This window comes from Amycolatopsis sp. CA-128772 (assembly GCF_002904295.1).
Lineage (GTDB): Bacteria > Actinomycetota > Actinomycetes > Mycobacteriales > Pseudonocardiaceae > Amycolatopsis.
Map to the genome: position 1 here is coordinate 24,636 of NZ_PPHG01000069.1, position 24,398 is coordinate 49,033.

Annotated in this window: 25 protein-coding genes and 2 tRNA genes; 8 read left to right on the forward strand and 19 right to left on the reverse strand. The window is 69.7% G+C overall.

Features of this window, described 5'->3' with window-relative positions:
* Window positions 1–174: 174 nt before the first annotated feature.
* The 3 genes from C2L59_RS24095 (at window position 175) to lon (ending at window position 4,542) form a co-directional block, all read left to right on the forward strand.
* The gene (locus C2L59_RS24095) at window positions 175–1,113 is read left to right on the forward strand and encodes a GNAT family N-acetyltransferase (protein ID WP_103351781.1); all 939 of its coding nucleotides are present in this window, start codon (window positions 175–177) and stop codon (window positions 1,111–1,113) included.
* Window positions 1,114–1,184: 71 nt separating this feature from the next.
* On the forward strand, window positions 1,185–2,039 hold the full coding sequence (locus C2L59_RS24100) for an SAM-dependent methyltransferase (RefSeq protein WP_103351782.1): 855 nt from the start codon (window positions 1,185–1,187) through the stop codon (window positions 2,037–2,039).
* Between the two features lie 100 nt (window positions 2,040–2,139).
* A complete protein-coding gene (lon, locus tag C2L59_RS24105; protein ID WP_103351783.1) occupies window positions 2,140–4,542 on the forward strand; it encodes an endopeptidase La in 2,403 nt (800 codons plus the stop codon).
* Window positions 4,543–4,606: 64 nt separating this feature from the next.
* On the opposite strand, the gene C2L59_RS24110 is transcribed toward lon, so the two are convergent.
* The 16 genes from C2L59_RS24110 to C2L59_RS47555 all read right to left on the reverse strand — a co-directional run bounded on the left by C2L59_RS24110 (window position 4,607) and on the right by C2L59_RS47555 (window position 17,221).
* Window positions 4,607–5,437, reverse strand: coding sequence for a class I SAM-dependent methyltransferase (locus C2L59_RS24110; RefSeq protein WP_103351784.1), 831 nt, complete (start codon window positions 5,435–5,437; stop codon window positions 4,607–4,609).
* A 403-nt stretch (window positions 5,438–5,840) separates the two neighbouring features.
* Window positions 5,841–5,912: transfer RNA gene (locus C2L59_RS47545), tRNA-Tyr, on the reverse strand.
* Window positions 5,913–5,992: 80 nt separating this feature from the next.
* On the reverse strand, window positions 5,993–7,396 hold the full coding sequence (gene xerC, locus C2L59_RS24115) for a tyrosine recombinase XerC (RefSeq protein ID WP_103351890.1): 1,404 nt from the start codon (window positions 7,394–7,396) through the stop codon (window positions 5,993–5,995).
* A 20-nt stretch (window positions 7,397–7,416) separates the two neighbouring features.
* Window positions 7,417–7,617, reverse strand: a complete 201-nt coding sequence (locus tag C2L59_RS24120) for an AlpA family transcriptional regulator (RefSeq protein ID WP_103351785.1) — start codon at window positions 7,615–7,617, stop codon at window positions 7,417–7,419.
* A gap of 201 nt (window positions 7,618–7,818) precedes the next feature.
* The gene (locus C2L59_RS47550) at window positions 7,819–8,532 is read right to left on the reverse strand and encodes a hypothetical protein (RefSeq protein ID WP_158263102.1); all 714 of its coding nucleotides are present in this window, start codon (window positions 8,530–8,532) and stop codon (window positions 7,819–7,821) included.
* 133 nt (window positions 8,533–8,665) lie between these two features.
* Entirely contained in the window at window positions 8,666–9,697 is a 1,032-nt protein-coding gene (locus C2L59_RS24130; protein ID WP_103351787.1) for an AAA family ATPase, read from the reverse strand.
* Window positions 9,698–9,731: 34 nt separating this feature from the next.
* The gene (locus tag C2L59_RS47145) at window positions 9,732–10,679 is read right to left on the reverse strand and encodes a DNA cytosine methyltransferase (RefSeq protein WP_146060426.1); all 948 of its coding nucleotides are present in this window, start codon (window positions 10,677–10,679) and stop codon (window positions 9,732–9,734) included.
* Complete coding sequence (locus C2L59_RS24140) at window positions 10,679–11,626, reverse strand: bifunctional DNA primase/polymerase (RefSeq protein WP_103351891.1); 948 nt, start codon at window positions 11,624–11,626, stop codon at window positions 10,679–10,681. The genes C2L59_RS47145 and C2L59_RS24140 overlap by 1 nt, the downstream gene beginning before the upstream one ends.
* 410 nt (window positions 11,627–12,036) lie before the next feature.
* The gene (locus tag C2L59_RS24145; RefSeq protein WP_103351788.1) at window positions 12,037–14,226 is read right to left on the reverse strand and encodes a zonular occludens toxin domain-containing protein; all 2,190 of its coding nucleotides are present in this window, start codon (window positions 14,224–14,226) and stop codon (window positions 12,037–12,039) included.
* Window positions 14,227–14,239: 13 nt separating this feature from the next.
* Window positions 14,240–15,343, reverse strand: coding sequence for a hypothetical protein (locus C2L59_RS24150; protein WP_103351789.1), 1,104 nt, complete (start codon window positions 15,341–15,343; stop codon window positions 14,240–14,242).
* A complete protein-coding gene (locus tag C2L59_RS24155; RefSeq protein WP_103351790.1) occupies window positions 15,340–15,636 on the reverse strand; it encodes a hypothetical protein in 297 nt (98 codons plus the stop codon). The genes C2L59_RS24150 and C2L59_RS24155 overlap by 4 nt, the downstream gene beginning before the upstream one ends.
* A complete protein-coding gene (locus C2L59_RS24160; RefSeq protein ID WP_103351791.1) occupies window positions 15,633–15,875 on the reverse strand; it encodes a hypothetical protein in 243 nt (80 codons plus the stop codon). Before C2L59_RS24160 ends, C2L59_RS24155 begins: the two co-directional genes overlap by 4 nt.
* A complete protein-coding gene (locus C2L59_RS24165) occupies window positions 15,872–16,300 on the reverse strand; it encodes an RRQRL motif-containing zinc-binding protein (RefSeq protein ID WP_103351792.1) in 429 nt (142 codons plus the stop codon). The genes C2L59_RS24160 and C2L59_RS24165 overlap by 4 nt, the downstream gene beginning before the upstream one ends.
* Complete coding sequence (locus C2L59_RS24170; RefSeq protein WP_233223651.1) at window positions 16,297–16,599, reverse strand: hypothetical protein; 303 nt, start codon at window positions 16,597–16,599, stop codon at window positions 16,297–16,299. The genes C2L59_RS24165 and C2L59_RS24170 overlap by 4 nt, the downstream gene beginning before the upstream one ends.
* A 110-nt stretch (window positions 16,600–16,709) precedes the next feature.
* Window positions 16,710–17,003, reverse strand: a complete 294-nt coding sequence (locus C2L59_RS24175; protein WP_103351794.1) for a hypothetical protein — start codon at window positions 17,001–17,003, stop codon at window positions 16,710–16,712.
* Between the two features lie 41 nt (window positions 17,004–17,044).
* Complete coding sequence (locus C2L59_RS47555) at window positions 17,045–17,221, reverse strand: hypothetical protein (protein WP_158263103.1); 177 nt, start codon at window positions 17,219–17,221, stop codon at window positions 17,045–17,047.
* A 234-nt stretch (window positions 17,222–17,455) separates the two neighbouring features.
* Here C2L59_RS47555 and C2L59_RS24180 point away from each other — a divergent pair, with 234 nt between their 5' ends.
* Complete coding sequence (locus C2L59_RS24180; RefSeq protein ID WP_103351795.1) at window positions 17,456–18,313, forward strand: GntR family transcriptional regulator; 858 nt, start codon at window positions 17,456–17,458, stop codon at window positions 18,311–18,313.
* A gap of 13 nt (window positions 18,314–18,326) precedes the next feature.
* Window positions 18,327–19,265 carry an NAD(P)-dependent oxidoreductase gene (locus tag C2L59_RS24185; protein WP_233223652.1) on the forward strand — a complete coding sequence of 313 codons (939 nt, stop codon included), beginning with the start codon at window positions 18,327–18,329 and terminating at the stop codon, window positions 19,263–19,265.
* Window positions 19,266–19,819: 554 nt separating this feature from the next.
* On the opposite strand, the gene C2L59_RS24190 is transcribed toward C2L59_RS24185, so the two are convergent.
* A tRNA-Tyr gene (locus tag C2L59_RS24190) sits at window positions 19,820–19,902 on the reverse strand.
* A 129-nt stretch (window positions 19,903–20,031) separates the two neighbouring features.
* Between C2L59_RS24190 and C2L59_RS24195 the strand changes: the two genes are divergently transcribed.
* The gene (locus C2L59_RS24195) at window positions 20,032–20,523 is read left to right on the forward strand and encodes a YajQ family cyclic di-GMP-binding protein (protein ID WP_003079311.1); all 492 of its coding nucleotides are present in this window, start codon (window positions 20,032–20,034) and stop codon (window positions 20,521–20,523) included.
* A gap of 51 nt (window positions 20,524–20,574) precedes the next feature.
* Here the strand turns inward: C2L59_RS24195 and C2L59_RS24200 are convergent, their stop codons facing one another.
* Window positions 20,575–21,234 carry a hypothetical protein gene (locus C2L59_RS24200; RefSeq protein ID WP_103351797.1) on the reverse strand — a complete coding sequence of 220 codons (660 nt, stop codon included), beginning with the start codon at window positions 21,232–21,234 and terminating at the stop codon, window positions 20,575–20,577.
* Between the two features lie 146 nt (window positions 21,235–21,380).
* Here C2L59_RS24200 and C2L59_RS24205 point away from each other — a divergent pair, with 146 nt between their 5' ends.
* Both C2L59_RS24205 and rfbA read left to right on the forward strand, forming a co-directional pair.
* On the forward strand, window positions 21,381–22,505 hold the full coding sequence (locus C2L59_RS24205; RefSeq protein WP_103351798.1) for a sialidase family protein: 1,125 nt from the start codon (window positions 21,381–21,383) through the stop codon (window positions 22,503–22,505).
* A 50-nt stretch (window positions 22,506–22,555) separates the two neighbouring features.
* Complete coding sequence (rfbA, locus tag C2L59_RS24210; protein WP_103351799.1) at window positions 22,556–23,437, forward strand: glucose-1-phosphate thymidylyltransferase RfbA; 882 nt, start codon at window positions 22,556–22,558, stop codon at window positions 23,435–23,437.
* Here rfbA and htpX read toward each other — a convergent pair.
* Entirely contained in the window at window positions 23,434–24,285 is an 852-nt protein-coding gene (gene htpX / locus C2L59_RS24215; RefSeq protein ID WP_103351800.1) for a zinc metalloprotease HtpX, read from the reverse strand. The two genes, rfbA and htpX, sit on opposite strands and share 4 nt — an antisense overlap.
* Between the last annotated feature and the right edge of the window lie 113 nt (window positions 24,286–24,398).

Here is a 24,398-nt window from a genome sequence, read left to right on the forward strand (position 1 = left end):
CATACCGTACCCCGTAGGGCGTACCCGTGTCCCTTTCGAGACAGTAAGAGATCACCCCAGGGTTAACAATGCCTCGAACGCGCTGACCTGCGTGGACCAAGGGGTGAAACGGCAGGTGTCGTAACTGTGGCGGTTCCCCGCACACGCCGGCGCGGGTAGCGCTTCAATGGCTCCATGCACAGCGACGTGATTGCCACCGAACACGCGGCGCGGCTCGCGGCGGTGGATTCCCTCCTCCCCGGTTCGACTCCCTTCGAGGCGGCGGAAAACGCCGTGGTCCTGGAGGTGGCGACCGGCGATTCGGCCGCTTCCGGGCTGGCGTCCCGCGTCCAGGTCGACCGCGACGCCCCCAACGCGCCGTGGCGCGCGCTGACCGAGCACCGCCTCGACCTCCAGCTGGCCGGCCCCCAGCCGGCGGCCGTCCTCGACGCTCTCCTCACCCGATGGGATGAACATCTGCGCGCGGTCGCCGAGCCGGGTGACACGGAGACGGCAGCGATCGTGCCGCGCGCGAGCCGCGACGCCGCCGGCGGGCGGGAGATGCTGCACCACGGGTTCGCGCCGCTGCGGGTGGTCGCGGTCCGCCCGTCGCAGCGGCTGGTGCCGGCGACCCCGCTCGGCACGCCCGGCGTCAAGATCCGCCGCGCCGAGCCCGGCGACCTCGAAACGGCCGTGGCGCTCGGCATGGAACTGCACTCCTACGACGCCCAGTACGGCACGGTGAACTGGCGGACCGGGGTCGAGGAGATCCTGGCCAAGGACCTGGCCGAGCAGCTGAAGCGGCCGGAGCCGCCGCTGTGGATCGCCGAGCTGTACGGCCGCCCGCTGGGCATGGTGAGCGTCCAGCACCCGGGCGAGACGGGCTGGATCAGCGGCCGCGTCGCCGCCTCCCGGGTGGGCTACCTGTCCTCACTGGCCGTGGCCGAGGCGGCGCGGTCGTCCGGCGTCGGCACGGCGCTGGCGACGCACGCCCACCACGTCCTCGACGAAGAAGGCGCCGACGTCGTCCTGCTGCACCACGCGGCGGCGAACCCGCTGTCGACGCCGTTCTGGTACGCGCAGGGCTACCGCCCCCTGTGGACGTACTGGCAGCGTCGACCGGCTGTTCGGTGAACTACTGGAGGATTACCGCCGGTGCGGCGGGCTTATAGGCTGGGCCCCGCCGCCAGCGAGGGGAGCCTCAAGTGACCGACCAGCGGGATTCCGCGCCGAGAGCGCCCGAGGGCGTCGACACCGAGAAGCCGTCCGCGGCCCGGATCTACGACTGGTACCTGGGCGGCACCCAGAACTGGGCCGTGGACCGCGAGTTCGGCCGGCGCATGGAGCAGCAGTGGCCGCTGGTGCGCCCCGGGTCCAAGCAGAACCGCGAGTTCATGAACCGCGCGGTCCGCGCGGCCCTGCGGGCGGGCGTCCGCCAGTTCATCGACCTCGGCTCGGGCGTCCCGACGGCGGGCAACGTGCACGAGGTGGTCGAGGCGGAGCTGCCCGAGGACCACGACGCGAAGGTCGTGTACGTCGACTACGAGCCGGTCGCCGTCGCCCACGCGACGTTGATCCTCGAAGAGAGCGTGGCGACGGACTGGGCGGGCATCGTCCAGGCCGACATGCGGGACGCGAAGTCCGTGCTCCGCGCCGAAGAGACGCGGCGGCTGATCGACTTCTCGCAGCCGGTCTGCCTGATCATGGCGGCGGTCCTGCACTTCGTCGGCCCGGACGACGACCCGGACGGCCTGCTGGCGGCCTACCGCGACGCCCTGGCGCCGGGCAGCTGGCTGGCGATCTCCCAGATGAGCGAGGGCGACGGCGAGGGCCCGTACCTGGACGGCCTGCGCTGGTTCGTCGAGCAGTACCGCAAGACGAGCAACCCGGTCTGGTTGCGCAACCGCGAAGAAATCGAGCCCCTGTTCGGCGACTGGCCGATCCTGGAGCCGGGCATCGTGCACCTGCCGGACTGGCGGCCGGACCGGAAGATCAACGCGCTGGAGGCGGAGGCGCGGCCGTTCGCCTGGTGCGCCGTGGCGGAGAAACCCCGCGCCTGACCTGCGCTTTCCCCGATCGCTCTGGGCGAACGCTCCACCGGAAACAAACATGCCCATCGGAGAGTTGAGCTAGGCAGACTCAACTATCCGAGGAGTGCACATGTCCGACACCCGCCTCCTGCCCGTGCTTCCGCTCGATGACGACGTCGTGCTGCCGGGCATGGTCGTCCCGCTCGACCTGAGCGACACCGAGACGCGGGCGGCCGTCGAGTCCGCCCAGGCCAACACCCCCAGCCAAGCTTCCTTCCCCGGCATCCGGTCGACCGGCGCCGGCAAGGCCGAGGTCCTCATCGTCCCGCGCGCCCACGGCGAGTACGCCGGATTCGGCACCGTCGCGACGGTCGAGCGCATCGGCCGCGTCCCCGGCGGGAAGGCCGCCGTCCTGCTGCGCGGCACCGGCCGCGCGCTCGTCGGCCGGATCGCCGACGGCCCCGGCGCCGCCCGCTGGGTGCACGCCGAGGACGCCCCCGAGACCATCGACGACCGGACCGCGCAGCTCGCGGCCGAGTACAAGGCCGTCGTCATCTCGATCCTCCAGCAGCGCGGCGGCTGGCAGCTGATCGACGCCGTCCAGCAGGTCGAGGACGCCTCCGCGGTCGCCGACCTGTCCGGCAACGCGCCCTACCTGTCCACCGAGCAGAAGCTCGAGCTGCTGACCACGCTCGACGTCAGCGCCCGCCTCGAAAAGGCCCTCGAGTGGAGCAAGGAGCACCTCGCCGAGCTCGAAGTCACCGACACGATCCGCAAGGACGTCGCCGAGGGCATGGAAAAGCAGCAGAAGGAGTTCCTGCTGCGCCGCCAGCTCGAAGCGATCCGCAAGGAGCTCGGCGAGCTCGACGGCACCGCGCAGGACGACGACTACCGCGCCCGCGTCGAGGCCGCCGAACTGCCCGACGCCGTCAAGAAAGCCGCACTGGCCGAAGTGGACAAACTCGACCGCACGTCCGAGCAGTCCCCCGAGGGCGGCTGGATCCGCACCTGGCTGGACACCGTCCTGGAGCTGCCCTGGAGCGAGCGCACCGAGGACGTCTACGACATCGCCGCGGCCCGGGCCATCCTGGACGCCGACCACGCCGGTCTCGACGACGTCAAGGAACGCATCATCGAGTACCTGGCCGTGCGCAAGCGCCGCGCGGAATCGGGTCTCGGCCCGGTCGGCGGACGTCGTTCGGGCGCGGTGCTCGCCCTCGCGGGCCCTCCCGGGGTCGGCAAGACGTCGCTGGGTGAGTCCGTCGCCAAGGCCATGGGCCGCAAGTTCGTCCGCGTCGCCCTCGGCGGCATCCGCGACGAGGCGGAGATCCGCGGGCACCGCCGCACCTACGTCGGCGCGCTGCCCGGTCGGATCGTCCGCGCCATCAAGGAAGCCGGCTCGATGAACCCGGTCGTGCTGCTCGACGAGATCGACAAGGTCGGCGCCGACTACCGCGGCGACCCGACCGCGGCCCTGCTCGAAGTGCTGGACCCGGAGCAGAACCACACGTTCCGCGACCACTACCTCGAGGTCGAGCTCGACCTGTCCGACGTCGTGTTCCTGGCCACGGCCAACGCGCTCGAGACCATCCCCGGCCCGCTGCTGGACCGCATGGAGCTCGTCACGCTGGACGGCTACACCGAACACGAGAAGGTCACCATCGCCCGCGACCACCTGCTCCCCCGCGAGCTGGAACGCGCCGGGCTCGCCACGGCCGACGTGGCGCTGACCGACGCCGCGTTCAGCCGGATCGCCGCCGAATACACCCGCGAGGCGGGCGTGCGCGACGCGAACCGGACCATCGCGAAGGTGCTGCGCAAGATCGCGACCAAGGTCGCCCTCGACGAGGTGGCGCTGCCGCTGACCGTGGACGCCGCCGACCTGGAGGCGTACCTGGGCCGGCCGCGGCACCTGCCGGAGTCGTCGCTGCCCGCGTCGACCCAGCGGACCGCGACCCCGGGCGTGGCGACCGGCCTGGCGGTGACCGGCGCCGGCGGTGACGTCCTCTACATCGAGGCGTCGCTGGCCGACGAGGAGTCCGGCGCGTCCGGGCTGCAGCTGACCGGCCAGCTCGGCGACGTGATGAAGGAGTCGGTGCAGATCGCGCTGTCCTACCTGCGCTCGCACGGCGCGGAGCTGGAACTGCCGGTCGGCGACCTGCGCAAGCGCGGCATCCACGTGCACGTCCCGGCGGGCGCGGTCCCGAAGGACGGGCCGTCGGCGGGCATCACGATGACCACGGCGCTGGCGTCGCTGCTTTCCGGCCGTGTGGTCCGCGCGGACGTCGCGATGACCGGCGAGGTGTCCCTGACCGGGCGCGTCCTGCCGATCGGCGGCGTGAAGCAGAAGCTGCTGGCGGCGCACCGGGCGGGGATGAAGACGGTGATCATCCCGCAGCGCAACGAGCCGGACCTCGACGACGTCCCGGCCGAGGTGCTGGCCCAGCTGGACGTGCACGCGGTGGCCAACGTCGGCGAGGTCCTCGACCTCGCCCTGACCCCGGCTTCGACGCCGGTTTCCCAGGCGGCGTAACCCCCGAGCGCCGCCGCCCAGGACGGCCGGTTTCCCTCCCCGCAAGGGAAACCGGCCGTTCCCCTTATCCGTGGAGCTTGCGGGCGGCGATCAGGTAGCCGGTGCCGAGCCAGCGCTTGGCGCCGCGCGCGATCGTCGTCTCCGGGTGCGCCCGCCACGAGCGGTCCCGGCGCCGGACCAGCCGGTCGACCGGCGGCACCGACGCGGTCACGTCGTAGGCGATGACCTCCCCGGGCTGCAGGCCGGCGCGCCACAGCAGTTCCCGCAGGCGCCGCGGGGTCAGCGCGACGATCCCGGTGCGCCGCGCCCCGTGCCGTCTCGACGGCGGGACGCCGACGAGCCGTTCGAGCGCGCCGAGGGTGCGGCGGGCCGGCCAGAAGACACCCCATTCGAAGAGCCGGTACGGGCTGCGCGGGTTGAGCATCGTCGTCACGACGAGCCCGCCGGGCCGTGTGACCCGGGCGACCTCGTGCAGCGCCAGCACGGCGTCGGTGTATTCGAGGACGCCCATCGCGAGGACGACGTCGAACTGCCGGTCACCGAACGGCATTTCCTGGATGTCCCCCACGGACAGCTTGACGCCGTCACCGGCGCGCGCGGCGACGGCGTCGACCATGGCCGGCGACTGGTCGCACGCGGTGATCCGGAAGTCGCCGGCCCGGGAGTCGAGCAGGTGGCGCACCATCATCCCCGGCCCGCACCCGACGTCGAGCAGATCGCCGCCGGAGCAGCCGGCCAGCACCAGGCCGATGGCGTAGCGCCGCGAATGGTGGTAGCGCGCGGTGGGTCCCCATCCGGCGTGGTCGTTCGCGTAGCCGGCGACCAGCTCGGGCTCGGCGTACTGCACCCGCACCAGCTCCTCGCGGGCCGGTCGCAACGTCACGGGAACGGACATGTGCTCCTCCAACGGCTCGGTGGAATCCCCGGAAGCCCTGCACCCCAGACTGGGGTCGAGTGGCTCAAGAAATGCGTTACCGTTTTCCGGAAATCACCGCGAAAGGCGGAGTGAACCTTCCCCCGAACCGGCCATCCGCGTCACCCGAGCCGCCCCGTCACCGGACAGCGCACCGATCACCGGTCGATATCTCCCAAATAACGCATACCCGGCCAACAGGCGCGATGCCGGGTTCACGCGTCCGGAAATGGACCGCGGTCACCCTGCGAGACCATTCCGGAATTGACGGCACCAGAACGGGGAAACGCACTGGGCCGTTCGGACGGCACGGCGGCGCCGAAGGCACACACGAAGAAGCCCCGCGCCCGACTTGTCGTCGCGGTCGCGGGGCTCGTTCGCTGGGTGGCGGGTGAGGGATTCGAACCCCCGTAGGCGTAAGCCAACTGGTTTACAGCCAGCCCGGCAGCCGCGCCCCACAGGGTGTCTGACCTGCGCCGGAGCCGTTTTGCAGGCTCCAACACGTGGCGATGACCCACAGATGGCCCACCGGGCACCTCACGCGGCCCCCTTCAGCCACGCTGCGAGGCGAGCGCGAGCCTGCTGCTCACCGCCGTCGATGACCTTCGCGTACACCCGCAGCAGGACGGCGACGGTGTGGCCGGCCCAAGCCGCAACACGGACCGGGTCTCCGGTGACGCTCAGCCAAACCGACACGGCGGCGTGCCGGAGATCGTAGGGGCGCTTCCCGAGCGGGGACGCGACGACTTCCGGCACGAACGCCACTTCACGCGCCTTCCCCCACACACGCAGGTACACGCTGCTCGACAACGGCCGGTCGTCGCGCTGCCCACGCACCAGACGGCCATCCGGCGCGACGCCGTAGGCGTCGATGTGCTCGTGCACCAGCTTGGTCAACTCGGCCGGACATGGCACGATTCGCCCCTCGTCCTCTTCGCGGTGCTTGAGCTGCCCACGCGCCTCGCTACGTTCGCCGGAGTCCGTCCACTCCCCCGCGATGTCCGGCCGCGCGTCGCACAGGTGGATCTCTCCGTCCTCGTACTCCCATTCGCCCGTCGCCTCGTTGAACACTGGCGGAGGCAGGACGAAGTCATCCTTTCGAACCGCCTTCGCCTCTTCAGGCCGGAGGCCGGCGAAGAAAAGCAGTGCGTAGAAGAGGACCAGCCGCGGGGCGATCCGCCGAACCTCGTTCAGGATCGTGCGGAACTGAATCGGGTTGACCACGCTGCGCTTGTCGACCTGCCGGACGACCGTCTTCACCTTCTTCACGGCCAGCTCGGAGTACGGGTTGGCGTCGAGCAACTTGCACTCAATGGCGTAGTCGAGCGCCTCACGATGAGCCGCGCGACGCAACTTGAGCGTACTCCGCGCCGCGCGCTTACCGTCGCGCTTTCGAGCCAGTGCCGAGTACACGATCCGAAACCGTTCCGGCGCCGAGAATTCGGCGACGGTCCAGCAGTTCTTCTCGAACCACAGCAGTGCGTCCGCGAAACGCTCGGGCGGCCGCAGTTCCCGATGGCTCTTGTTGAACGCCCAGCGCAGCGCCCGCGACGCCTCGCCGATTTCAGGCCGCCCTGCGGTGTCCGGCGCCGATTGCAAGGTGATCGCGACCAGGGAGTCAGCGATGCTCGCCCGATGCTTGGGTGAGATGTCATCCCACTTCATGTCTGCGTACTTGCAGGCGAACTGCACCCAGGGCACGTCAGCGGGCTTTTCCGGCGGAGGCATCTTGGACTCAGGAAGCCCCGTCTCGATGTCGAATGCCTCACCGCGCTTCGCCGCCGATTTGAGGTCGGACCGAAAACTGTCCGCTTGGGCGTAGAGCTTGAACGTCTCGTCGAATCGCCCGCCTTCGACCTTCCACCGGACGACGTATCGGGTCGGTACGCGCTCCCCGGCGCCATCCGTCTTATAACGCGTCTGCAGGGACCAGACGGTCACCTTGTAGCTCGTAGCACCCATCAAGCCGCCGCCTCTCCACACGAGTTCATCCAACGTTCGAATTCCGCCAGTCGCACCCTGAGTTCGCCGTTTGGCAGTTTGGTGCACCGCGGGCCGGTGTTCTTTGCGCGCCATTCGTAGAACGTGCGGCGCGACACTTTCAGCAAGTCGCAAATCTCGTTCACTGTCAGAACAGCAAGTGAACCGACACCGGTAGCCATAAGCTGTAGATCTCCCCTTGCCACGCGACGGTCAGGGCGGTGACGAACATGGGTGGCTCCCTCTGGTGGGTGTCACAGGTGCTGTCACACCTGTTTGCGCTGGTCAGAGCGGGTCGAGTGACGGAGTGACAGGTGTGACACCGGTGGGGTGGTCGCCGGTGTCACACCTGCCGGGGACGTGACAACGTGCAGGTCAGGCCGCTACGGGAGTCCGCGGCGCTTCTGCTCCGCGCGGATTTCGTCGTAAGCCCGCGACGAGATCAACGGGTCCCGCAGCGCCTGGGCGAGGTCGTCAGCGCTGGCGTTGCCGATGCCGGCGGCCTGCACGCGGTCCTTTGCGCTGGTGTCGCGTGGGCGCTCGATCCGCACGAAGTGCTGGGCGTCGCCGCCGATCTCGATCGCCGCGGCGTGGTCCACGTCGGTGAGGGCCTTGCGGTTGTCCTCCGGTACGAAGTCGATGTTGGGGTTGTTGCGGTTCATCTCCCGCAGGACCCGGGTCACCTCGTCGTGGTCGACGTCTCCGAGTGCCTTGCGGAGTTCCACGAGACCGACCCATTCGCCGTCTGCCGTGGCCAGTTTCGCCACGGCGTCGCGGATGCGTTCTTCGGTGGATCCGGTCGGTGTGCTGCTCGGTTCCGGCTTACTGGGCTTCGGTTCGTCGGGCTTGGCCATGGGCTTCTCCGCCGGGGTCGGGGTGGGCAGTTGGCCGGCGAATGAGCCGGCGTCGGGCGGTGGTGCGCCGGTGGCGGCGGTGTACTTGGCTTCGGCCACGGCGACCGCGGCCGGGTCGCCGGTGGCGCGGGCGGTTTCGAGGCCGCGGCGGGCGCGGCAGCGGGCTTGACGGGCGCGGGCGCCGGCGGCGCCGCAGCTGCGGCCATTGCACCGGCGGCCACCTTCGGCAGCTGATCGGCACATCCGGGTCTCCTCTCGGTGCGGTGAGCTGGGCTTTGTCACGTCCCCACGCGGTGGGGGTGGGCGCTGCGGTGACGGCTGAGGTGGGACAGGGTCGTGCGGGTGTCACACCTGCTGTCACACCCGTTTGCGCTGGTCAGCTGCCGTTGAGGGACAGCGGTGACAGGTGTGCCACCTCCGGGGTGTCCCCGTTGTCCCCGGCGCCGGGGGCGCTGTAGGTGCCGCCGGGCGTCTTGTGCAGCTGTCCCGCGTCCGCCATGCGGGAGCAGGTCTTGCGGACGGTGTTGGGGTTGGTGTCGAGGGCTTCGGCGATCCGGGCGGGCTTGAGCGGGCCGTGTTCGCGCAGCAGGCGCAGGATGTCCGCGCGGGTGTCGGCGACCAGGTGATCGGCGGCGGGGCCGTCGAGCTTGGTCCAGGCGCCGGCGGTGGCGTCGAAGCTCATGGCGTAGTCGGCTTCTTCGACGTCGCGGCCGGTGACGTGCAGCACCCCGTCCGCCTGGCCACGGCCGCGCTCGAGAACGAGCGTCGCGTCGACCGCGCCGGTGATGCCCGCGGTGCCGGAGACCAGGTTCTGCCAGTCTTCGGCGCTCTGCTTGCGGACGTGGTGAATGAGCAGGAACGGGACGCTGTAGTGGTCGGCCAGCTGCTTGAACCGGCCGGCCGCGGCGTAGTCGGCGCTGTAGGCCGACGCCCCGGCCGCGTCGCTGCCGCGCATCTTCTCGAAGGTGTCGATGATGACCAACCGGGCGTGCGGGTTCGCCTCCAGCCACTCGACCAGCACGGCGTCCCCGCCGGCGGTCATGGTGGGGCAGGCGGTTTCGAGGGTGAGCAGCGGCGCGGCCCGGCCGCCGGCGGCGAGCATCTGCCGCCGCCGGCGCTGCAACCGCCGGCCGGTGTCCTCCAGCGCGCAGTACAGAACCGGGCCGCGCTCCACCTCGATCGACCCCAACACCGGCTCCCCGTTCGCAATGTCCGCGCCCATCCCGAGGGACAGCCACGACTTGCCCAGCTTCGGCGCACCGGCCAGCAGGTTCAGCCCTTCCGCCAGCAGGCCGGGCACGGCCCACTTCGGCGGCGGGAACTCCTCTCGCATCAGCTCCGCATCGGTCCACCGGGTGCGGCGGGCGGGCGGTGTCGGCACGGCGGCCAGCGGCCGGGGCGTGGTCATGGTTCAGACCTCCAGGGACGTGACAACGTGCAGGTCAGGCAGCGACGGGGACGGGGTGCGCCTGGTACTGGACGAGCGGAGCGAGAACGGCCGCGGCGAGCGGCGGCGGGACGGCGTCGCCGATCTGCTGCTGCCGGGCGGTCACGTCCCCGGTCCAGGGGTAGTCGGCCGGGAACCCTTGCAGCTGGCCGGCTTCGGCGAGGGTGAGCGCCCGCCGGGTGCCGTCCGGGTGCTCCCACTTGTTGCGTCCGCATCGGCCGGTCACGGTGAACGCCGGGGCGGTCATCGGCCGCCGGCCGCGGCGGCGGGGGTCGCCGCCGGTGCCGTAGTTGGACACCAGTACCGCCCCGTCCCACCCGAGGGCATCGGCCATGGACACCGGCACGGGGAACGTGACACGCGGTCGGTCCACCGGAAGCCCGTCGCGGCGGGCCATCAGCACGGCACGGCGGCGGGTCTGTGGGACCCCGTAGTCCTCTGCCGCGAGCACCCCGCACCAGACTCGGTAGCCGAGCTGGGTGAGCAGGTCGGCGGCGTGCTCCCACAGCGGCAGCGCTGCCCGGACCTGCTCCAGCGCCACCCACCGCGGCAGTAGCGCCCGCACCCACCGCAGCGGCTCCGCCGACAACGGCGACCGCGGATCGGCCCACTCGACCACCGGCGGCGTGTCGCCGGCGGCGAAGGCTGTCATCCGGTCGCGGATGGCGGCGCGGTCCCCGAGTCCCTTGCGGCTGCCCGCCACGGACAGTCCTGGGCACGGCGGGGACTGCACCACCCCTTCCGCTGGGCCGAACATGCGGGGGTCGACCGCGGCGACGTCGCCGTGCACCCGCTCGTGTCCGGCCGCCCGTGCCGTCGCGCACGCGGCCGCGTTCAGCTCGACCCCGCGGGCGCGGCCGCGGAACCCGGCCAGCCGAAGTCCTTGGGACCAGCCGCCCGGCCCGGCGAACCCTTCCACCACCTGCTCGTCCTGCGTGGACATCAGGCCACCTTCCGCGGTCGGTTGGCGCCGGCGCGCAGGCCGGACGTGATCGTGGTTTCGGCCTCGCGGGCGGTGAAGTGCCGTGTCCCGATGTGCCGCCCGGCCGCGGTCATCAGCGCGGCGCGGACCTCGTCTTCGGGGAGCGCGTCCCCGGCCACCAGCTGCCCGAGGGCGACCGCCGCGGCGTAGAGGGTGGCGTTGCGGTTGGACTTGGCGTCGGCGACCTTCCCGGCCTCCGCCCGCACCGCCGCGTCCAGGTAGCGGGACCGCCGGTCACCAGCGGGCCGGATCGGGAGCACCGGCGCGGCCGGCAGCGGCGCCGGGTTGAGCCGGTCGACCAGCCACCTGGGCAGCTCCGCCACCGGCCCGTCCCACAGGAACGCGTACCGGCCAGCCGGGGTGGTGGTGCCGGGGCCGACGACGTAGCCGCCCCAGGCTCGGGTGTCGACCTTCCAGCCGAGCCCGTTGCCGCGTTCGCCGCTGGTGTTGCGGAGTGTCGTGTCCCCCGGGACCCGGTAGTACAGGTGCAGCCCGCCGGACGGCGTCCGGACGGTGAGTGTGTCCCCGGGCAGTTCCTGCCCGGCTTCGGCGGCGACGACGGCGAGCACGTCTTCCCCACACTGCGCGCTGGCCCCGGCCCACCGCTCCGGCACGGCCTCACCGGGCTTGAGGGTGTCGAGGTCGAGCACGCACAGCCGGGACGGGCCGGTGGCCACGCCGATGCCGTACGGGGCCTGGGTCCACGCAGCGCGGATTTTGCCGGGGTCAGTGGTGGCGCGCTGCTCCCAGGTGCGGTGTCCGCCGACGCACCGGCCGGTGCCGGGACAGCTGTCTTCGGCATGCCCGGCCGGGCGCTTGCTACCCGGCCGCAGCGGGAAGACGTGCCAGCCGCGGGCCGCCGCGGCCAGTGCCGCTGTGAGCGTGTCCACTGTGGTCGCGCTGTCCATCGTGGTCACTTGCCTTTCGTGAGCTGGTGGACGGCTTCGCAGCCAGGGCACTTGGCGGTGAAGATCCAGAACCAGGGCGAGCGGGCTTCGCCGGGCTCCAGCACGAGGCCGCACAGGGTGGTGGTTCGGCCGGACCACCACGACCTGCTTCCGCGGTGTACGAGCGGTTTGCGGTTCATCGCGTCTCCCATCACTGGTGACTGTGTGTGCCTGTTTTGGGCAGGAGGTGCCAGCGCGGCGTCCGGGAGGGACTCGCGTCATGGGGTGTTGAAGTACGGGTTTTCGGGTCGTGATCAGGGGTTTGCGCTGGTGCGTCCCTCAGGTCCCTGGTCAGGGTCCGCGCTGGTCAGGTGAGGGACGCGAGCCCGGGGACCCGGCGAGGGACAACTCCCCCGAACTCGCGGCCTCCCTCAGTCGGTCCCTTCGGTGTCGTCGCCGTCGAACTCGCCGTCTTCGTCACGCTCCGCGATAGCGTCGCGGACGCGGGCGGCGGACACCTGCTTGGTGCCGCCGGTCTTGTACGGCTTCGCCGACTCCGGCAGCGCGTCGTGCAGGTCGGCGAAGGTCCACTCGCCATAGGTGGTGCGGTCGCGTTCAGTCAGCCGCTGCAACACTTCCTGCGTCCGCATCCGAGCTTCGGTTCCGAGTACGGCCGCGATGTCGGCGAGGTGGTCGACCGGCCCGATCGAGGCCGGCGCTTCCAGGCCCGCGGGCAGCGCAGCGTGCTCGCGCAGCACCATGGCGCGCTTGGTGACAGCGTGCGCGTCCTTGGGCGCGACGTAGAAGCAGCGCAGCAGGCCGGGCTGCGCGGTGAAGCCGCGGGCCATGCAGGTGCCGACATCGCCGGGCCCCTCGTCGGTCTTCGGCGCGAGGCCCACCGCGGAGATCCCGGCCTTGTACGACCCGGTGCCGAGCACGGCGTCATTGGCCATCTGGTCGCCGATGGCGAAGCACGCCTTGTTGCTGGCCACCGAGGTGATCTTGCGCGGCAGCGCGTCCTTCGACGGCTCCGGCGTGAGGAAGATCAGCGTGATGGCGTACTTGCGGGCGGTACTCATCAGCTTGGACGCGACCTCGATGGCCTTCTTGCCGTCCTTGCCCATGAACAGGTTCTGGCACTCGTCGATCACCACGACGCGCGGGCGGAGCCGTCCGTCCTTTTCGGCCAGTGCGCGGGTGACCGCGCGGTCGCTGGCGTGGGCCTGAAGTGCCTTGCCGCGCACGGAAAGGTCGTCGTACAGCTCGTAGAGCAGGTTCAGGCAGGCGTCCACGGTTTCCTCGCCGGCGCCGGTGGTCAGCGTCCGCAGCCGCGGCTTCATCGCGTCGTAGTCGGTGTTCTCCGCCATGACCACCACGTCGATGTCCACCAGCGGGTCCAGCATGGACCCAAGCACCAGGTTGATGGCCAGCGTGGACTTCCCCGAGCCCATCATGCCGCCGAACACGTAGTTGGCCTCGAACAGCCGACCGCGGACCACGTCACCCTTGAGCGTCACCCCGACCGGCACGCCGGCGAAGTAGTCCGCGGTCGAGTTGTCCAGGTCAGCCAGCAGCGGCCACGGGTCCACCGGGCCGGACAGAGCACCCGGCTTGGCCACCCACAGGTCCAAAACGGACGGCTGCGGTTCGGTCGGCCACACCTCGCGCGGGTAGCGGACCAGGTTGTGCGCCAACGTGGTCTTGCGCTTGACGATTTCCTCGACCGGGCACGCCGGCGGCAGCGCCACCTGCGCGCGCCACCCCTTGCCGTCCACGTGCGGCGGGGTGATGAACTTGATCCGCCACCCCTCCTTCACCGCGCGGTTGAACCCCGGGACGTTCAGGTTCTTCAGCGCGTTGAGGATCGTGTTCTCGTCCGGCAGCTCGTCCATCGCGTCGCCCTCGACCGGCGGAGTCAGCCACGCCGGCATGTCGCCGTGCGTGCGGCCCTGCTGGTACAGGTACCCGACGGCCACCGTGGTGCCCCCGACCAGCAGGAACACGCCGTAGGTGGTCAGGAACCACACGATGAACGCGATCCAGTCGAACACCGTCGCGATGGGCGTCAGGACCTCGCCGATTTCGCCGTCGTTGATCGCCATGATGATGCCCAGGACCAGCAGGGACCCCGTCACGCCAAGGGAACCGATCACGCTGGCCTTGATCAACTGGCCGGGGGCACGCAGCCAGTCCATCGTGCGGTCGTGGCGGCGCTGCTTCTCGGCCACGTCCGCTTCCTGCCAGTACCGCAGCGCTTCCTGGTCACCGGCGGCTTCCGCGCCCCGCATCATCCGCTCGTAGCGGTTGGCGCCGTGGGTGTCGCGCCACCGGGTCACCACCACCTTGACCCCGGCCGCGGGGTAAGCGACGCTGTGCCGAAACGCGGCCTTGGTCTTCTCGTGCTTGACGACCTTGCGCGCGGTGCGGGCGACGGTGACGACGTCGTGGCCGTAGCCGTGGTAGCGGGCGATCGCGCGGGCCTTCTGGGAGGTGAGGCGCTGGTACTCCTCGTCGGTGACGATCTCGCCCTCGATCACCTCGCCGGGCTCCGGCGCGACGGGCAGGTGGTGGACGGTGGCCAGCTCGCCGGCGGCCGGAGTCTGCTCGGTGTGCTCGTTCATCGGGTCCTCCGGCTCACCTGCGGTTGGGGTTGGCGTGCTCGTCGCGCAGCTGACGGGCGTACTTCGGCGCGCAGTGCAGCGTCTTGCGGATCGACTCCGCCGACTTCGGGTTGATCGCCACGTCGGGGTTGTCGATCGCGGCGGCGAACGCGGCCCGCAGGTCCTCGATCGAACGCGTCTTCGGTGCCCGCGGCGGACGGGGCTTGCGAGTCGATTTCGGCTGGTCGGCCGGGTGATCGAGGGTCAGGATCGGGGCGTCGGCGATCGGGCCGTCGTCGGCCCGCGGAGCCGGGTCCTGCTCGGCGAAGAACGCGGCGATCTCCTCGTCGAGCACGTCGGCCGCGTGCTGGTCTGGGTCGACCACGGCGGCGAGTCGGCGGCCGTCGAGGGTGTAGCGGCCCGGGGTGAACACCAACCGCGCCGTGCCATCGGCGGCCAGCTCTGCGACCGCGGTGCGGACGGCGGCCCGCTGCACCCGGGCGACCTTGCGCAGCGTCTGCCGCTCGATCCGGGCGGCGGCTCGCTCCGCCGGCGACCGCGGCGGCGAGGCAACCGCGATCTGGTGCGCGATGACGCCGGCCACGGACACGATGCCCATCACCACCGCGGCGTCCCAGCCGCGGCCCAGGCCGTGCACGACGTTCAGGCCGAACCCGACGCTGGCGAACACCCACACCCCGAGCTGCAGCGCCCACACCGGCCGCTGCGGGTGGCGGTGCCGGGTGACCTCCACCGCGAACGCGAACGCCCACATGCCCAGCTCCGACAGCGCCGGCAGCGCGGCGCCGGTCACGTCCCCGTAGACGCCCACGCCGTAGCCGGCCATCGCGGGCACGGCCATGCCGGCGGACACCAGCGCGAGGAGGTAGATCGGGAGCCGGACCCGGTTCGCCGACAGCCACTCCGTGAGCGCGTCCCACGCGGCCTTCCGCTTGGCCTGCCGGGTCTTGCGGCGCTGGTCGGCGCGCTTGTCGGCTGCCGTGGCATCGGCGCGGAGCCGGTCGGCCTCCGCGCTCTGCGCCTTCAGCTTGCGGTCGAGCGCGGCGTCAGCGTCCTGCCGGCGCTGCTGTGCCTCCGCCGCGCGGTTGGCGCGGCGCTCCTCTGCCCAGCTGCTCATCGCGCACCCTCCCGGCTCGCGTGGTCGGTCGTCTCGTCGTTGGTGGTGGCCGGGGTCGCCGGCAGCTGCTCGCGGTCGGCGGTGCCGGCGCGCAGCCGGGCCTGTTCGCGGTGGTCGCGCACCTCGTGCACCGCCCACCCGACCGCCACGACGGCCGACACGAGGGCGAACCACGGGGTGAAGACCAGGGCCAGGACCAGCGGCCCGACCGTGAAAGCCAGCTCGCCGAAGTGCCACACCGCCCACTCCATCGCCAGCTCCAGCCGGGTCCGCTGCTCACGCTGCACGTTCATCGGGGCACCTCCTGCCCAGTGGGGAAGTCGAGGGGAAAGAACTGGTTCACGCGCCGCGGCGGGCGGGACGCCTGCCGGATTGCGGCCTGGTCGAGCCGGACCAGCACGCCGGCCAAGATCCGTTCCGCGACGACCAGCGGGATCCGCAGCAGGTGCAGGACCAGGAACAGGCACACCGTGCCGGCGAACCGGGCCAGGGCGAGGGTTCCGCGCTGCTGCAACACCTCGAACGTGTTCACGCGGCCACCTCCACCCGATCGGCCTGCTCGCCCTCGAAGCAGATCCAGCACTGGCGGGTGCTGGTCGGCACGCAGTAATCCTGGAGCTGCCCGCAGTCCACGCAGGTGCGGCGGGCCTCCATCGCGTGATCGAGCTGCCCCGGCACCGGCGGGCGCTTGGCCGCGGCCAGCTCCACGGAGAACAGCTCGGCGACGGTTTCCCGGGCGTAGGGGCGGTGGTGGCGGAACACCAGCAGTGCCACGGGGTCCTGTCCGTTGGGCCGCAACCCGACCTCGCGCAGCTGCGTGCGGGTGAGCAGGGTTGAGGGAGCCTCGCCCCACCCGAACACCGGCAGCCCGTCCCGCTCCCCGCGGCACAGGCACGCGTGGTGCGTGCGGCCGTCGAACACCGTGGTCACCGTCTGGCGACGCTTGAGCGGGTTCACAGCGCCTCCCCGCACCACGAGCAGGCGATCCCGGCCGTCTCCAGCTCGAACGCCGCGACCGCGCGCAGCTGCGAGGCCACGTCCCGATACGTCTGCGCCCGCACCGCGAACGCGCCGATGTAGGTTCCGGCCAGGACCAGGCGGGTGAACAGCTCGCCCACCACGTCCGCGTTGGTGGTCAGCGTGTCGGCGACCTCACGGAGCCGGCCGGCGATCTCGCGGGAGATCAGGCGGTTCAGCTCGTCCGGGGTGTAGGCCACGGTCGCGGCCTCGCGCACCGGGGCGGCGGTGTCTACCATCTGGGGTTCCTCCGTACGGTTTCGCGACTGCTCGGTGGAACCCGGCGCGGTCGGCACGTTCTTGCCGGAAGGGGCCGCCGCGTCGGGGCTGAAGAACACGCGGGCCGCCATCACGCGGCCTCGCCGTCGGACGACCAGCTCGCCGGCACCCGAGCCGGCAGCGCCCGCAGGGCCTCGCGGCCGGCACGGCGAAGCGCACGGCTCACCCGGCGCTGATCGTTGAAGTCGTAGCGGTAGGCCGCCTTCGCGGCGCTCTCGTCCGCGGCCAGCTCGCCGTAGACGTCCTGCAACATCGCGTCAATCGCCGCTTCGGTCAGCCCGTCCGGGTAGACCGACTCGCCGGCGAACTCGTCGGCGGCCGACACGGTGGCGTCGATGCGGCGGCGGTAGACGTTGATGTCCATCGGTGAAGTCCCTTCAGAGAAAAGTTGCTGGTCAGGTGCGCTCAGAACGAGCGGAAGAAGGTCACGAGGCTCTGCACGACGTGCCGGACGAGCGCGGCCGCTTCCACCGGCGACGACACAACGAACACCAGCGCCGCGACCACCAGGACCAGACCGACGAGCTTCCGGCCGAACCCCGAACCGGTCTTCAGAACCGGGAACCCCTGCTGCTTGGCCATGAGGTCTTCCTCCTGTGCGATCGGCGGGCGGTCCCCCGCCCGGTCGGTGTGACCCCGACCACCATGAAGCTAACAGTTGAATGGCTTGCGGGTCAACTGTTAGGCGCTAAGAATCTTCGAACTCGTCGCTGACCTGCACAAACAGACCAGTCAAGTGATTGGTAGCTGATAGGTATCTGGTATGGTTCCGATCAGATGACCCGATCGGGCCACATGGCCCGGCTAGGAGTACCGATGAGTCGTCCGCGCTCGGGTGTCGCCCGGCAGGAACCGCTGCACCAGCAGGTGGCCAGGCACATTCGCAACGACATTGCAGCGGGACGCCTACGCCACGGGCAGCGCCTGCCGTCTTCGCGCGACCTGGCGAAGGAGTGGGACGTCAGCGTCTTCACGATCAACGAAGCGATGGACTTGCTGATCAAGGAGGGACTTGTGAACAGCAAGCCGCGAGCGGCGCGGACCGTGAACGCGCCCGAGCAGGAAGCCCGCCACGAGCTACGTTCGGCCACCCCGCGAGTGATCATGATCGGGGGATACGCCGGCAGTGGAAAGACCGAGCTGGGCCGGATCATCGCCCGCGAAACCGGATGGCCGATGCTCGACAAGGACACGTTGACGCGGTACGTCGTCGAAGCCGCTCTTGAACTGCAAGGAATTTCGCGAAATGACCGCGAATCAGACGTTTACATGGAAAAGATTCGCCCTGGCGAATACGCCTCACTACTAGAGGCTATGTCCGAAAACGTGCAGTGCGGAAACAGCACGGTTGTGACCGCGCCGTTCATACGCGAGTTCTCTGATGAGGCATGGCTCACCAAGATTCAGGCGACCTGCAGGAACCTGGGCGCCAATCTCACCGTCGTGTGGGTGTACTGCGATGCGGACACCATGCACTCGTACGTGCGCCATCGAGACGCGGCGCGCGACAGCCTAAAGCTGGCCAACTGGAACGAGTACATGCAGAATGTGGATGTCCATTTCCGACCTAGCGCCCCTCACGTCGTAGTCGACAACTCCGCAAGCGGTGGTCTGCTGACCGAGCAGGCGAGAAGCCTGCTTGCGAGTATTACCGAAGTCGAAAGCAGCAAGTGACGGGGGATCCGCGATGCGCATTCTAGTAAGCAACGAACAGGACGACAGGCAATCACGGGAACTACTAGAGGCCCTGCCTGGCGTAAACGTCTCATTCTATGACCCGAACTCGGATTCACTACCCGAAGAGCTACGCGCAGCAGAAATCCTGATTCCCCCGTATCGGGGAACACATCGCGGCCTACCTCTTATCCCGCAGCTTCCCAACCTCAAGATGGTTCAGCTACCGTCCGCGGGCGTCGACGAATGGATTGCCGAGGTGCCATCGGATGTCACATTGGCAAGCGCCAGAGGAGCGCACGCACGCCCCGTCTCCGAGTGGGTTCTGTCTGCGATTCTGACGCAGTTGCGCCATTGGCCAACCCTGGTGCGCTTCCAGGATGCACACACCTGGGCGCACCGCAGGTTTGATCCAGACACTCTTTTCGGCATGCGCGCCCTGATTATCGGCGCCGGGGCGATCGGCAGCGCCGTTGTCCGCAGGTTAGAGCCGTTCGACGTCACAACGACACTTGTGGCCGCAAATGCGCGCCCAGGTGTTCATGCAGCCGACGAAATACCGGACCTGATCTCAGGTCATGAAATGGTGATCATCACTGCGCCTATCAACGACAAGACGTGTGGACTCGTCGATAAAGATTTCCTTGCCGCAATGGACGATGGCGCCCTTCTCGTAAATGCCGGTCGTGGGCAAATCGTGGTCACGGACGCGCTTGTGGCAGAGCTGCAGTCGGGACGCCTGCGTGCCGCTTTGGATGTCACGGACCCCGAGCCGCTACCGGATGACCATCCACTGTGGAACTGCACGAACGTGATCATCAGCCCGCATGCCGCACGGACGGTGCCGGGAACCAACACCTTGGTACATCAGGTCCAGGTAGACCAGATCGGCGCGTTTATCCGTGGCGAGACGCCATCGAACGCGGTTCTGGCGACAGGAAGCCGCGCGTAGCGGCAAGCGCTTACCGAACACCTTCGGGCCGTTACCGGCGCAGTGAGCGCCAGTAACGGCCCAAATTTTGCCCGCTGAGACGGCCGTACGCGGCCGAACGCGAGTGCGCTGGTGTCCTTCCACCCACCCGACTCGCACACCGGCCCTCAGCGCCTGTTTTTGGGCCGCGCCCTGGCTACTCGCCGTCGAGGTGTGACACCTGTGGGGTGTCGAGGGTGTCACACCTGTCACTCTGTCACTCAACCCCGTCTGACCTGGGGTTTTGAGCGTGACAAGAGAGTGACAGCTGTCGTCGTCACGATCTTCCCACTCTAATTCTATGTCTCCCCTGCCACCGGAAAAGCGGCTGAAACAGGGGGGCGGGGTCCCTCGCGGAACCGCGATCCTGTTCCAGCCGCTTTCCCTTGCGCGGGAGCGCAAGCGGCATGCCCCAGGCGCTGCCCACGGATGGCCCACGGATGGCCGCACACGGCTGCATACCGCCGCACATGGCTGCACACACGAAGAAGCCCCGTGACCGGCATACGCCGTGGTCACGGGGCTTCTTCGCTGGGTGGCGGGTGAGGGATTCGAACCCCCGTAGGCGTAAGCCAACTGGTTTACAGCCAGTCCCCTTTGGCCACTCGGGTAACCCGCCCAGGCCGGTCTGCCCGGCCGTGGAGAAGCTTACCCAACGGGTCGGAGCGGGGGTCAACCGGGATACCCGTCGGGCGGCAGGGGCTAGGCTGGGTGGCCTCTGACGAGCGAGTACGAGGTGTGAGGACACGTGGCGGATCCCTCTTTCGATGTCGTGAGCAAGGTCGACCGCCAGGAGGTGGACAACGCGCTCAACCAGGCGAGCAAGGAGCTGGGCACCCGGTTCGACTTCCGCGGCACCGGCACGACCATCAACTGGGCCGGGGAGGAGGCGCTCACCATCGAGTCCGAGACCGAGGAGCGCGCCCTGGCCGCGGTCGAGGTGTTCAAGGAGAAGCTGATCAAGCGCAACATCTCCCTGAAGGCTTTCGAGGCCGGCGAGCCCGCCCTGTCGGGCAAGATCTACAAGATCGGCGGCAAGATCCTGCAGGGCATCGCATCGGACAAGGCGAAGCAGATCGCCAAGTTCATCCGCGACGAGGGCCCGAAGGGAGTCCAGGCCCAGATCCAGGGGGATCAGCTGCGGGTGTCCGGGAAGAAGAAGGACCAGCTGCAGGACGTCATCGCCCTGTTGAAGGGCAAGGACTTCGAGATCGCCCTTCAGTTCACGAACTACCGGTGATCGTGTTCCGGCGCGGGCGAGCCGCCCGCGCCGGTTCGGGCCCGAGCGCCTTCAGGACGGCGTCAACGTCCAGGTCGCTTCGTACCCCTCCACCATCAGGTACGCCGGCCCCTTCACATCCCGCTCCACCTGCACATCCCCGATCTGGTTCAGGATCAGATCCCGGTCGTCCTCCGACATCCACCAGATCGCGATGTTGCTTCTCGTCTTGGCCGTGAACTGGATGCGCGTCACCCCCGCCGGGATCTTCACGACCGAGTCGCCCTTGCCCGAAGCCGGTTTGCCGCTCTCCGCCAGGGAGATGCTCCGGTAGTCCGCGATCGTGGCCGTCCAAGCCGCGTCCGCGTGGACCGTCACCCTCTTCGTCGGGCGGTCCGGCTCCGTGTTCATCCACGTCGTGCCCTTGTACGCGCCGATCGCGTTGACCAGGCCGTGCTCGCCGCCGTCCGTGTCGATGATCACGTTGTCCCGGCACTTGGGGCAGTCGAACGTGAAGAAACCCAGCTGGTCCGGGGGCCAGCTGGTCTGGAACTCGCCGCTGCCCTTGCCCGTGTGGGTCTCCGTGGGCACCTCGCGGGGCGCCGGGGGCGCCGTGGTCGTGGGTGTCGGGACGGCGTGCGTCGGATCCGCGACGATCGTTCCGTAGCCCGTCGATGGTGCGCACGCCGCCGTCAACGCCACGAGCAGCAGGCAGCCCAGCCGGATTTTCATCGTTCCCCCTCGTGGGCCACCGCGGCCCCCGGTGATCTTTTCGGTGGCCGTTGGCCCTGTGTTACGTCACCCGGACGTGCGGGTGCGGGGACGGGTTCCGCCGGTGGGTGCGTGTTGTAATCGCGCAGTCACCGTGGAGGGCCGAGATGCGCCGCTTGCTCGCTGTCGTGCTGTCGCTCACGGCCGTGGCCTCCCTGCTGACGCCCGCCGGCGCGGCCGAACGGCGGCAGCTCATCCCCGGCTTCGGCGCCTACGCGCGGCTGATCCGGCTCGAGCACTCCGGCCGCATCATCGCCACGCTGAGCAGCGAAGACGCGGCGGGGAAGTTCGCTCCCGTGCTCGAGAGCACCGATGAAGGGGAGTCCTTTCACCGGATCGGGGAGATCCGGGACCCCGACGGACGGTCCGGCATGTGCTGCGGGACCGTCTACGAGCTGCCGGAACGGGTCGGGAAGCTGCGCGCCGGGACGCTGCTGTGGGCCGCGTCCTACCGGCAGGACGCCGGGGCGCAACGCCGGATCGGGATCCGGATCTGGGCCAGCAAGGACGGTGGCCGCTCGTGGAGCTTCCTGTCCGAGGCCGCGCGCTCGCACAACATCGACGGCCTCTGGGAACCCGAGTTCACCGTCGACGCCGGGGGCACGCTCTGGCTCCACTTCGCCGACGAGACGCAGGCGCCGAAGTACGCGCAGGTGCTCAACCGGGTCGCCTCGACCGACGGCGTGACCTGGGGCACGAAACAGCTCACCGTGGCCATCCCGCCCGACCGCGTGCGGCCCGGCATGCCGATCATCCGGCGGCTGCCCGACGGCCGGTACTACTTCGCCTACGAAATCTGCAACTTCCAGGACCGCTACTGCGACCCGTACTTCCGGATTTCGGCCGACGGCGCCAACTGGGGCGATCCCGCCGACCCCGGCACGCGGGTCGAAACCGCCTCCGGGAACTACTTCCAGCATGCGCAAACCATCACGCTCTTCCCCGGCGGGCCGAACGGCGTGCGGATCGTCATGGTCGGGCAGATCTACACCGACGCCCAGGGCCGGCCGCAGCCGCAGAACGGCCAGGTGCTGCTCGCGAACGACGATTTCGGCCGTGGTGACTGGTACGAGCTGCCCGCTCCGGTCCAAATCAGTGGCATCTACAACAACTTCTGCCCCAACTACTCCTCGACGCTGCTCCCGGTCGACGACGGGCGCAACGTGCTGGAGATCGCCACCGAGGACAACTCCGGCTGCAAGGCCTACTTCGGTAAGGGATCCGTCTTCTAGCGCCGGCCCGTAGGGTGAGGCCGAAGTCGCCAAGGAGAGGGAGGCCGTCCATGAAGGGCATCGTGCTGGCCGGAGGCAGCGGCACACGTCTGCACCCGATCACCCAGGCGGTGTCGAAGCAGCTGCTCCCCGTCTACGACAAACCGATGGTCTACTACCCCGTCTCGGTGCTGATGCTGGCCGGGATCCGCGAGATCCTCGTCATCTCCACCCCCACCGACCTGCCGATGTTCCGCCGGCTGCTGGGCAACGGCAGCCAGTTCGGCGTCTCGTTCTCCTACGCCGAGCAGGCCAGCCCGAACGGCCTGGCCGAGGCGTTCGTGATCGGCGCGGACTTCATCGGCGACGACGACGTGGCGCTGGTCCTCGGCGACAACATCTTCTACGGCCAGGGTTTCTCCGGCCGCCTGCAGCAGGCCGTGCGCGAGCTCGACGGCTGCGTCCTGTTCGGCTACCCGGTGAAGGACCCCGAGCGCTACGGCGTCGGCGAGGTCGACGAGTCGGGCAAGCTGATCACCATCGAGGAGAAGCCCGCGAAGCCGCGCTCGAACAAGGCGATCACGGGGCTGTACTTCTACGACAACGAGGTCGTCGGCATCGCCCGCGCGCTCAAGCCGTCGGCGCGCGGTGAGCTCGAAATCACCGACGTCAACCTCACCTACCTGCGTCAGGACCGCGCGACGCTGGTCGAGCTCAGCCGCGGGTTCGCCTGGCTCGACACCGGCACGCACGACTCGCTGCTCGAAGCCGGCCAGTTCGTGCAGGTGCTGGAGCACCGCACCGGGGTGCGCATCGCGTGCCTCGAGGAAATCGCGCTGCGCATGGGTTTCATCAGTGCCGACGAGTGCTACGCGCTGGGCGAGAAGCTGGCGAAGTCCGGCTACGGCGACTACGTCAAGGCCGTCGCCGTCGCGGCCGGAGCTTCGGCCTAGAACTGCCGGCGCGCCATCTCTTCGAGCCGGGCGATGCGGTCGGCGATCGGCGGGTGGGTCGAGAACAGCTTGCTCAGGCCCTCGCCCGGCCGGAACGGATTCGCGATCATCAGGTGCGACTGCGACACCAGCTGCGGCTCGGCGACCAGCGGCCGCGCCCGCGTGCCGGCGTCCAGCTTCCGCAACGCCGCCGCCAGGCCCAGCGGGTCACCGGTCAGCTCGGCGCCGGACGCGTCGGCCTGGTACTCCCGCGACCGGCTCACGCCCATCCGGATGACGGCCGCCGCGATCGGGCCGACGAAGATCAGCAGCAGGCTGAGCAGCGGGTTGCCGTCGCGGTTGTTGCCGCCGAAGAACAGGCCGATGTTCGCCAGCACGCTGATCACGCTGGCCAGCGCGCCGGCCACGCACGAAATCAGGATGTCGCGGTTGTAGACGTGGGACAGCTCGTGGCCGAGGACGGCCCGCAGCTCGCGCTCGTCCAGCAGGTCCAGGATGCCGGTGGTGCAGCACACGGCGGCGTGGCGCGGGCTGCGGCCGGTGGCGAAGGCGTTGGGCGCGACCGTCGGGCTGATGTAGAGCTGCGGCATCGGCTGGCGGGCGACCTGCGCGAGCTCGCGGACGATCCGGTACATCGCGGGCTGCTCGACCTCGGACACCGGCCGCGCGCGCATCGCCCGCAGGGCCAGTTTGTCCGAATTGAAGTACGCGAACGCGTTCATCCCGAGCGCGATGACCAGGCCGATGACCAGGGCACCGCGGCCGAAGAGCCCGCTGATCGCGATGATGATCGCCGACAGCAGGCCGAGCAGCATCGCCGTCTTGAGTCCGTTCTGGTGCCCGTGCACGTCCGCTCGCCTCCGTCCGCCTCCGCAGTGGTTTACCCAGTGGAAACAACGCGATCGGGCGACGCGAAGTTCCTTCACGTGGGGATGGCGCGGGTTACCCTCGGAAGGCGAGT

Coding starts and splice junctions, on each gene's coding strand:
- C2L59_RS24095 (WP_103351781.1), top strand. CDS start 175: ATGCACAGCGACGTGATTGCCACCGAACACGCGGCGCGGCTCGCGGCG.
- lon (WP_103351783.1), top strand. CDS start 2,140: ATGTCCGACACCCGCCTCCTGCCCGTGCTTCCGCTCGATGACGACGTC.
- C2L59_RS24110 (WP_103351784.1), bottom strand. CDS start 5,437: ATGTCCGTTCCCGTGACGTTGCGACCGGCCCGCGAGGAGCTGGTGCGG.
- C2L59_RS24120 (WP_103351785.1), bottom strand. CDS start 7,617: ATGGCTACCGGTGTCGGTTCACTTGCTGTTCTGACAGTGAACGAGATT.
- C2L59_RS47550 (WP_158263102.1), bottom strand. CDS start 8,532: ATGTGCCGATCAGCTGCCGAAGGTGGCCGCCGGTGCAATGGCCGCAGC.
- C2L59_RS24130 (WP_103351787.1), bottom strand. CDS start 9,697: ATGACCACGCCCCGGCCGCTGGCCGCCGTGCCGACACCGCCCGCCCGC.
- C2L59_RS47145 (WP_146060426.1), bottom strand. CDS start 10,679: ATGTCCACGCAGGACGAGCAGGTGGTGGAAGGGTTCGCCGGGCCGGGC.
- C2L59_RS24140 (WP_103351891.1), bottom strand. CDS start 11,626: ATGGACAGCGCGACCACAGTGGACACGCTCACAGCGGCACTGGCCGCG.
- C2L59_RS24145 (WP_103351788.1), bottom strand. CDS start 14,226: ATGAACGAGCACACCGAGCAGACTCCGGCCGCCGGCGAGCTGGCCACC.
- C2L59_RS24150 (WP_103351789.1), bottom strand. CDS start 15,343: ATGAGCAGCTGGGCAGAGGAGCGCCGCGCCAACCGCGCGGCGGAGGCA.
- C2L59_RS24155 (WP_103351790.1), bottom strand. CDS start 15,636: ATGAACGTGCAGCGTGAGCAGCGGACCCGGCTGGAGCTGGCGATGGAG.
- C2L59_RS24170 (WP_233223651.1), bottom strand. CDS start 16,599: ATGGTAGACACCGCCGCCCCGGTGCGCGAGGCCGCGACCGTGGCCTAC.
- C2L59_RS24175 (WP_103351794.1), bottom strand. CDS start 17,003: ATGGACATCAACGTCTACCGCCGCCGCATCGACGCCACCGTGTCGGCC.
- C2L59_RS47555 (WP_158263103.1), bottom strand. CDS start 17,221: ATGGCCAAGCAGCAGGGGTTCCCGGTTCTGAAGACCGGTTCGGGGTTC.
- C2L59_RS24180 (WP_103351795.1), top strand. CDS start 17,456: ATGAGTCGTCCGCGCTCGGGTGTCGCCCGGCAGGAACCGCTGCACCAG.
- C2L59_RS24185 (WP_233223652.1), top strand. CDS start 18,327: ATGCGCATTCTAGTAAGCAACGAACAGGACGACAGGCAATCACGGGAA.
- C2L59_RS24200 (WP_103351797.1), bottom strand. CDS start 21,234: ATGAAAATCCGGCTGGGCTGCCTGCTGCTCGTGGCGTTGACGGCGGCG.
- C2L59_RS24205 (WP_103351798.1), top strand. CDS start 21,381: ATGCGCCGCTTGCTCGCTGTCGTGCTGTCGCTCACGGCCGTGGCCTCC.
- rfbA (WP_103351799.1), top strand. CDS start 22,556: ATGAAGGGCATCGTGCTGGCCGGAGGCAGCGGCACACGTCTGCACCCG.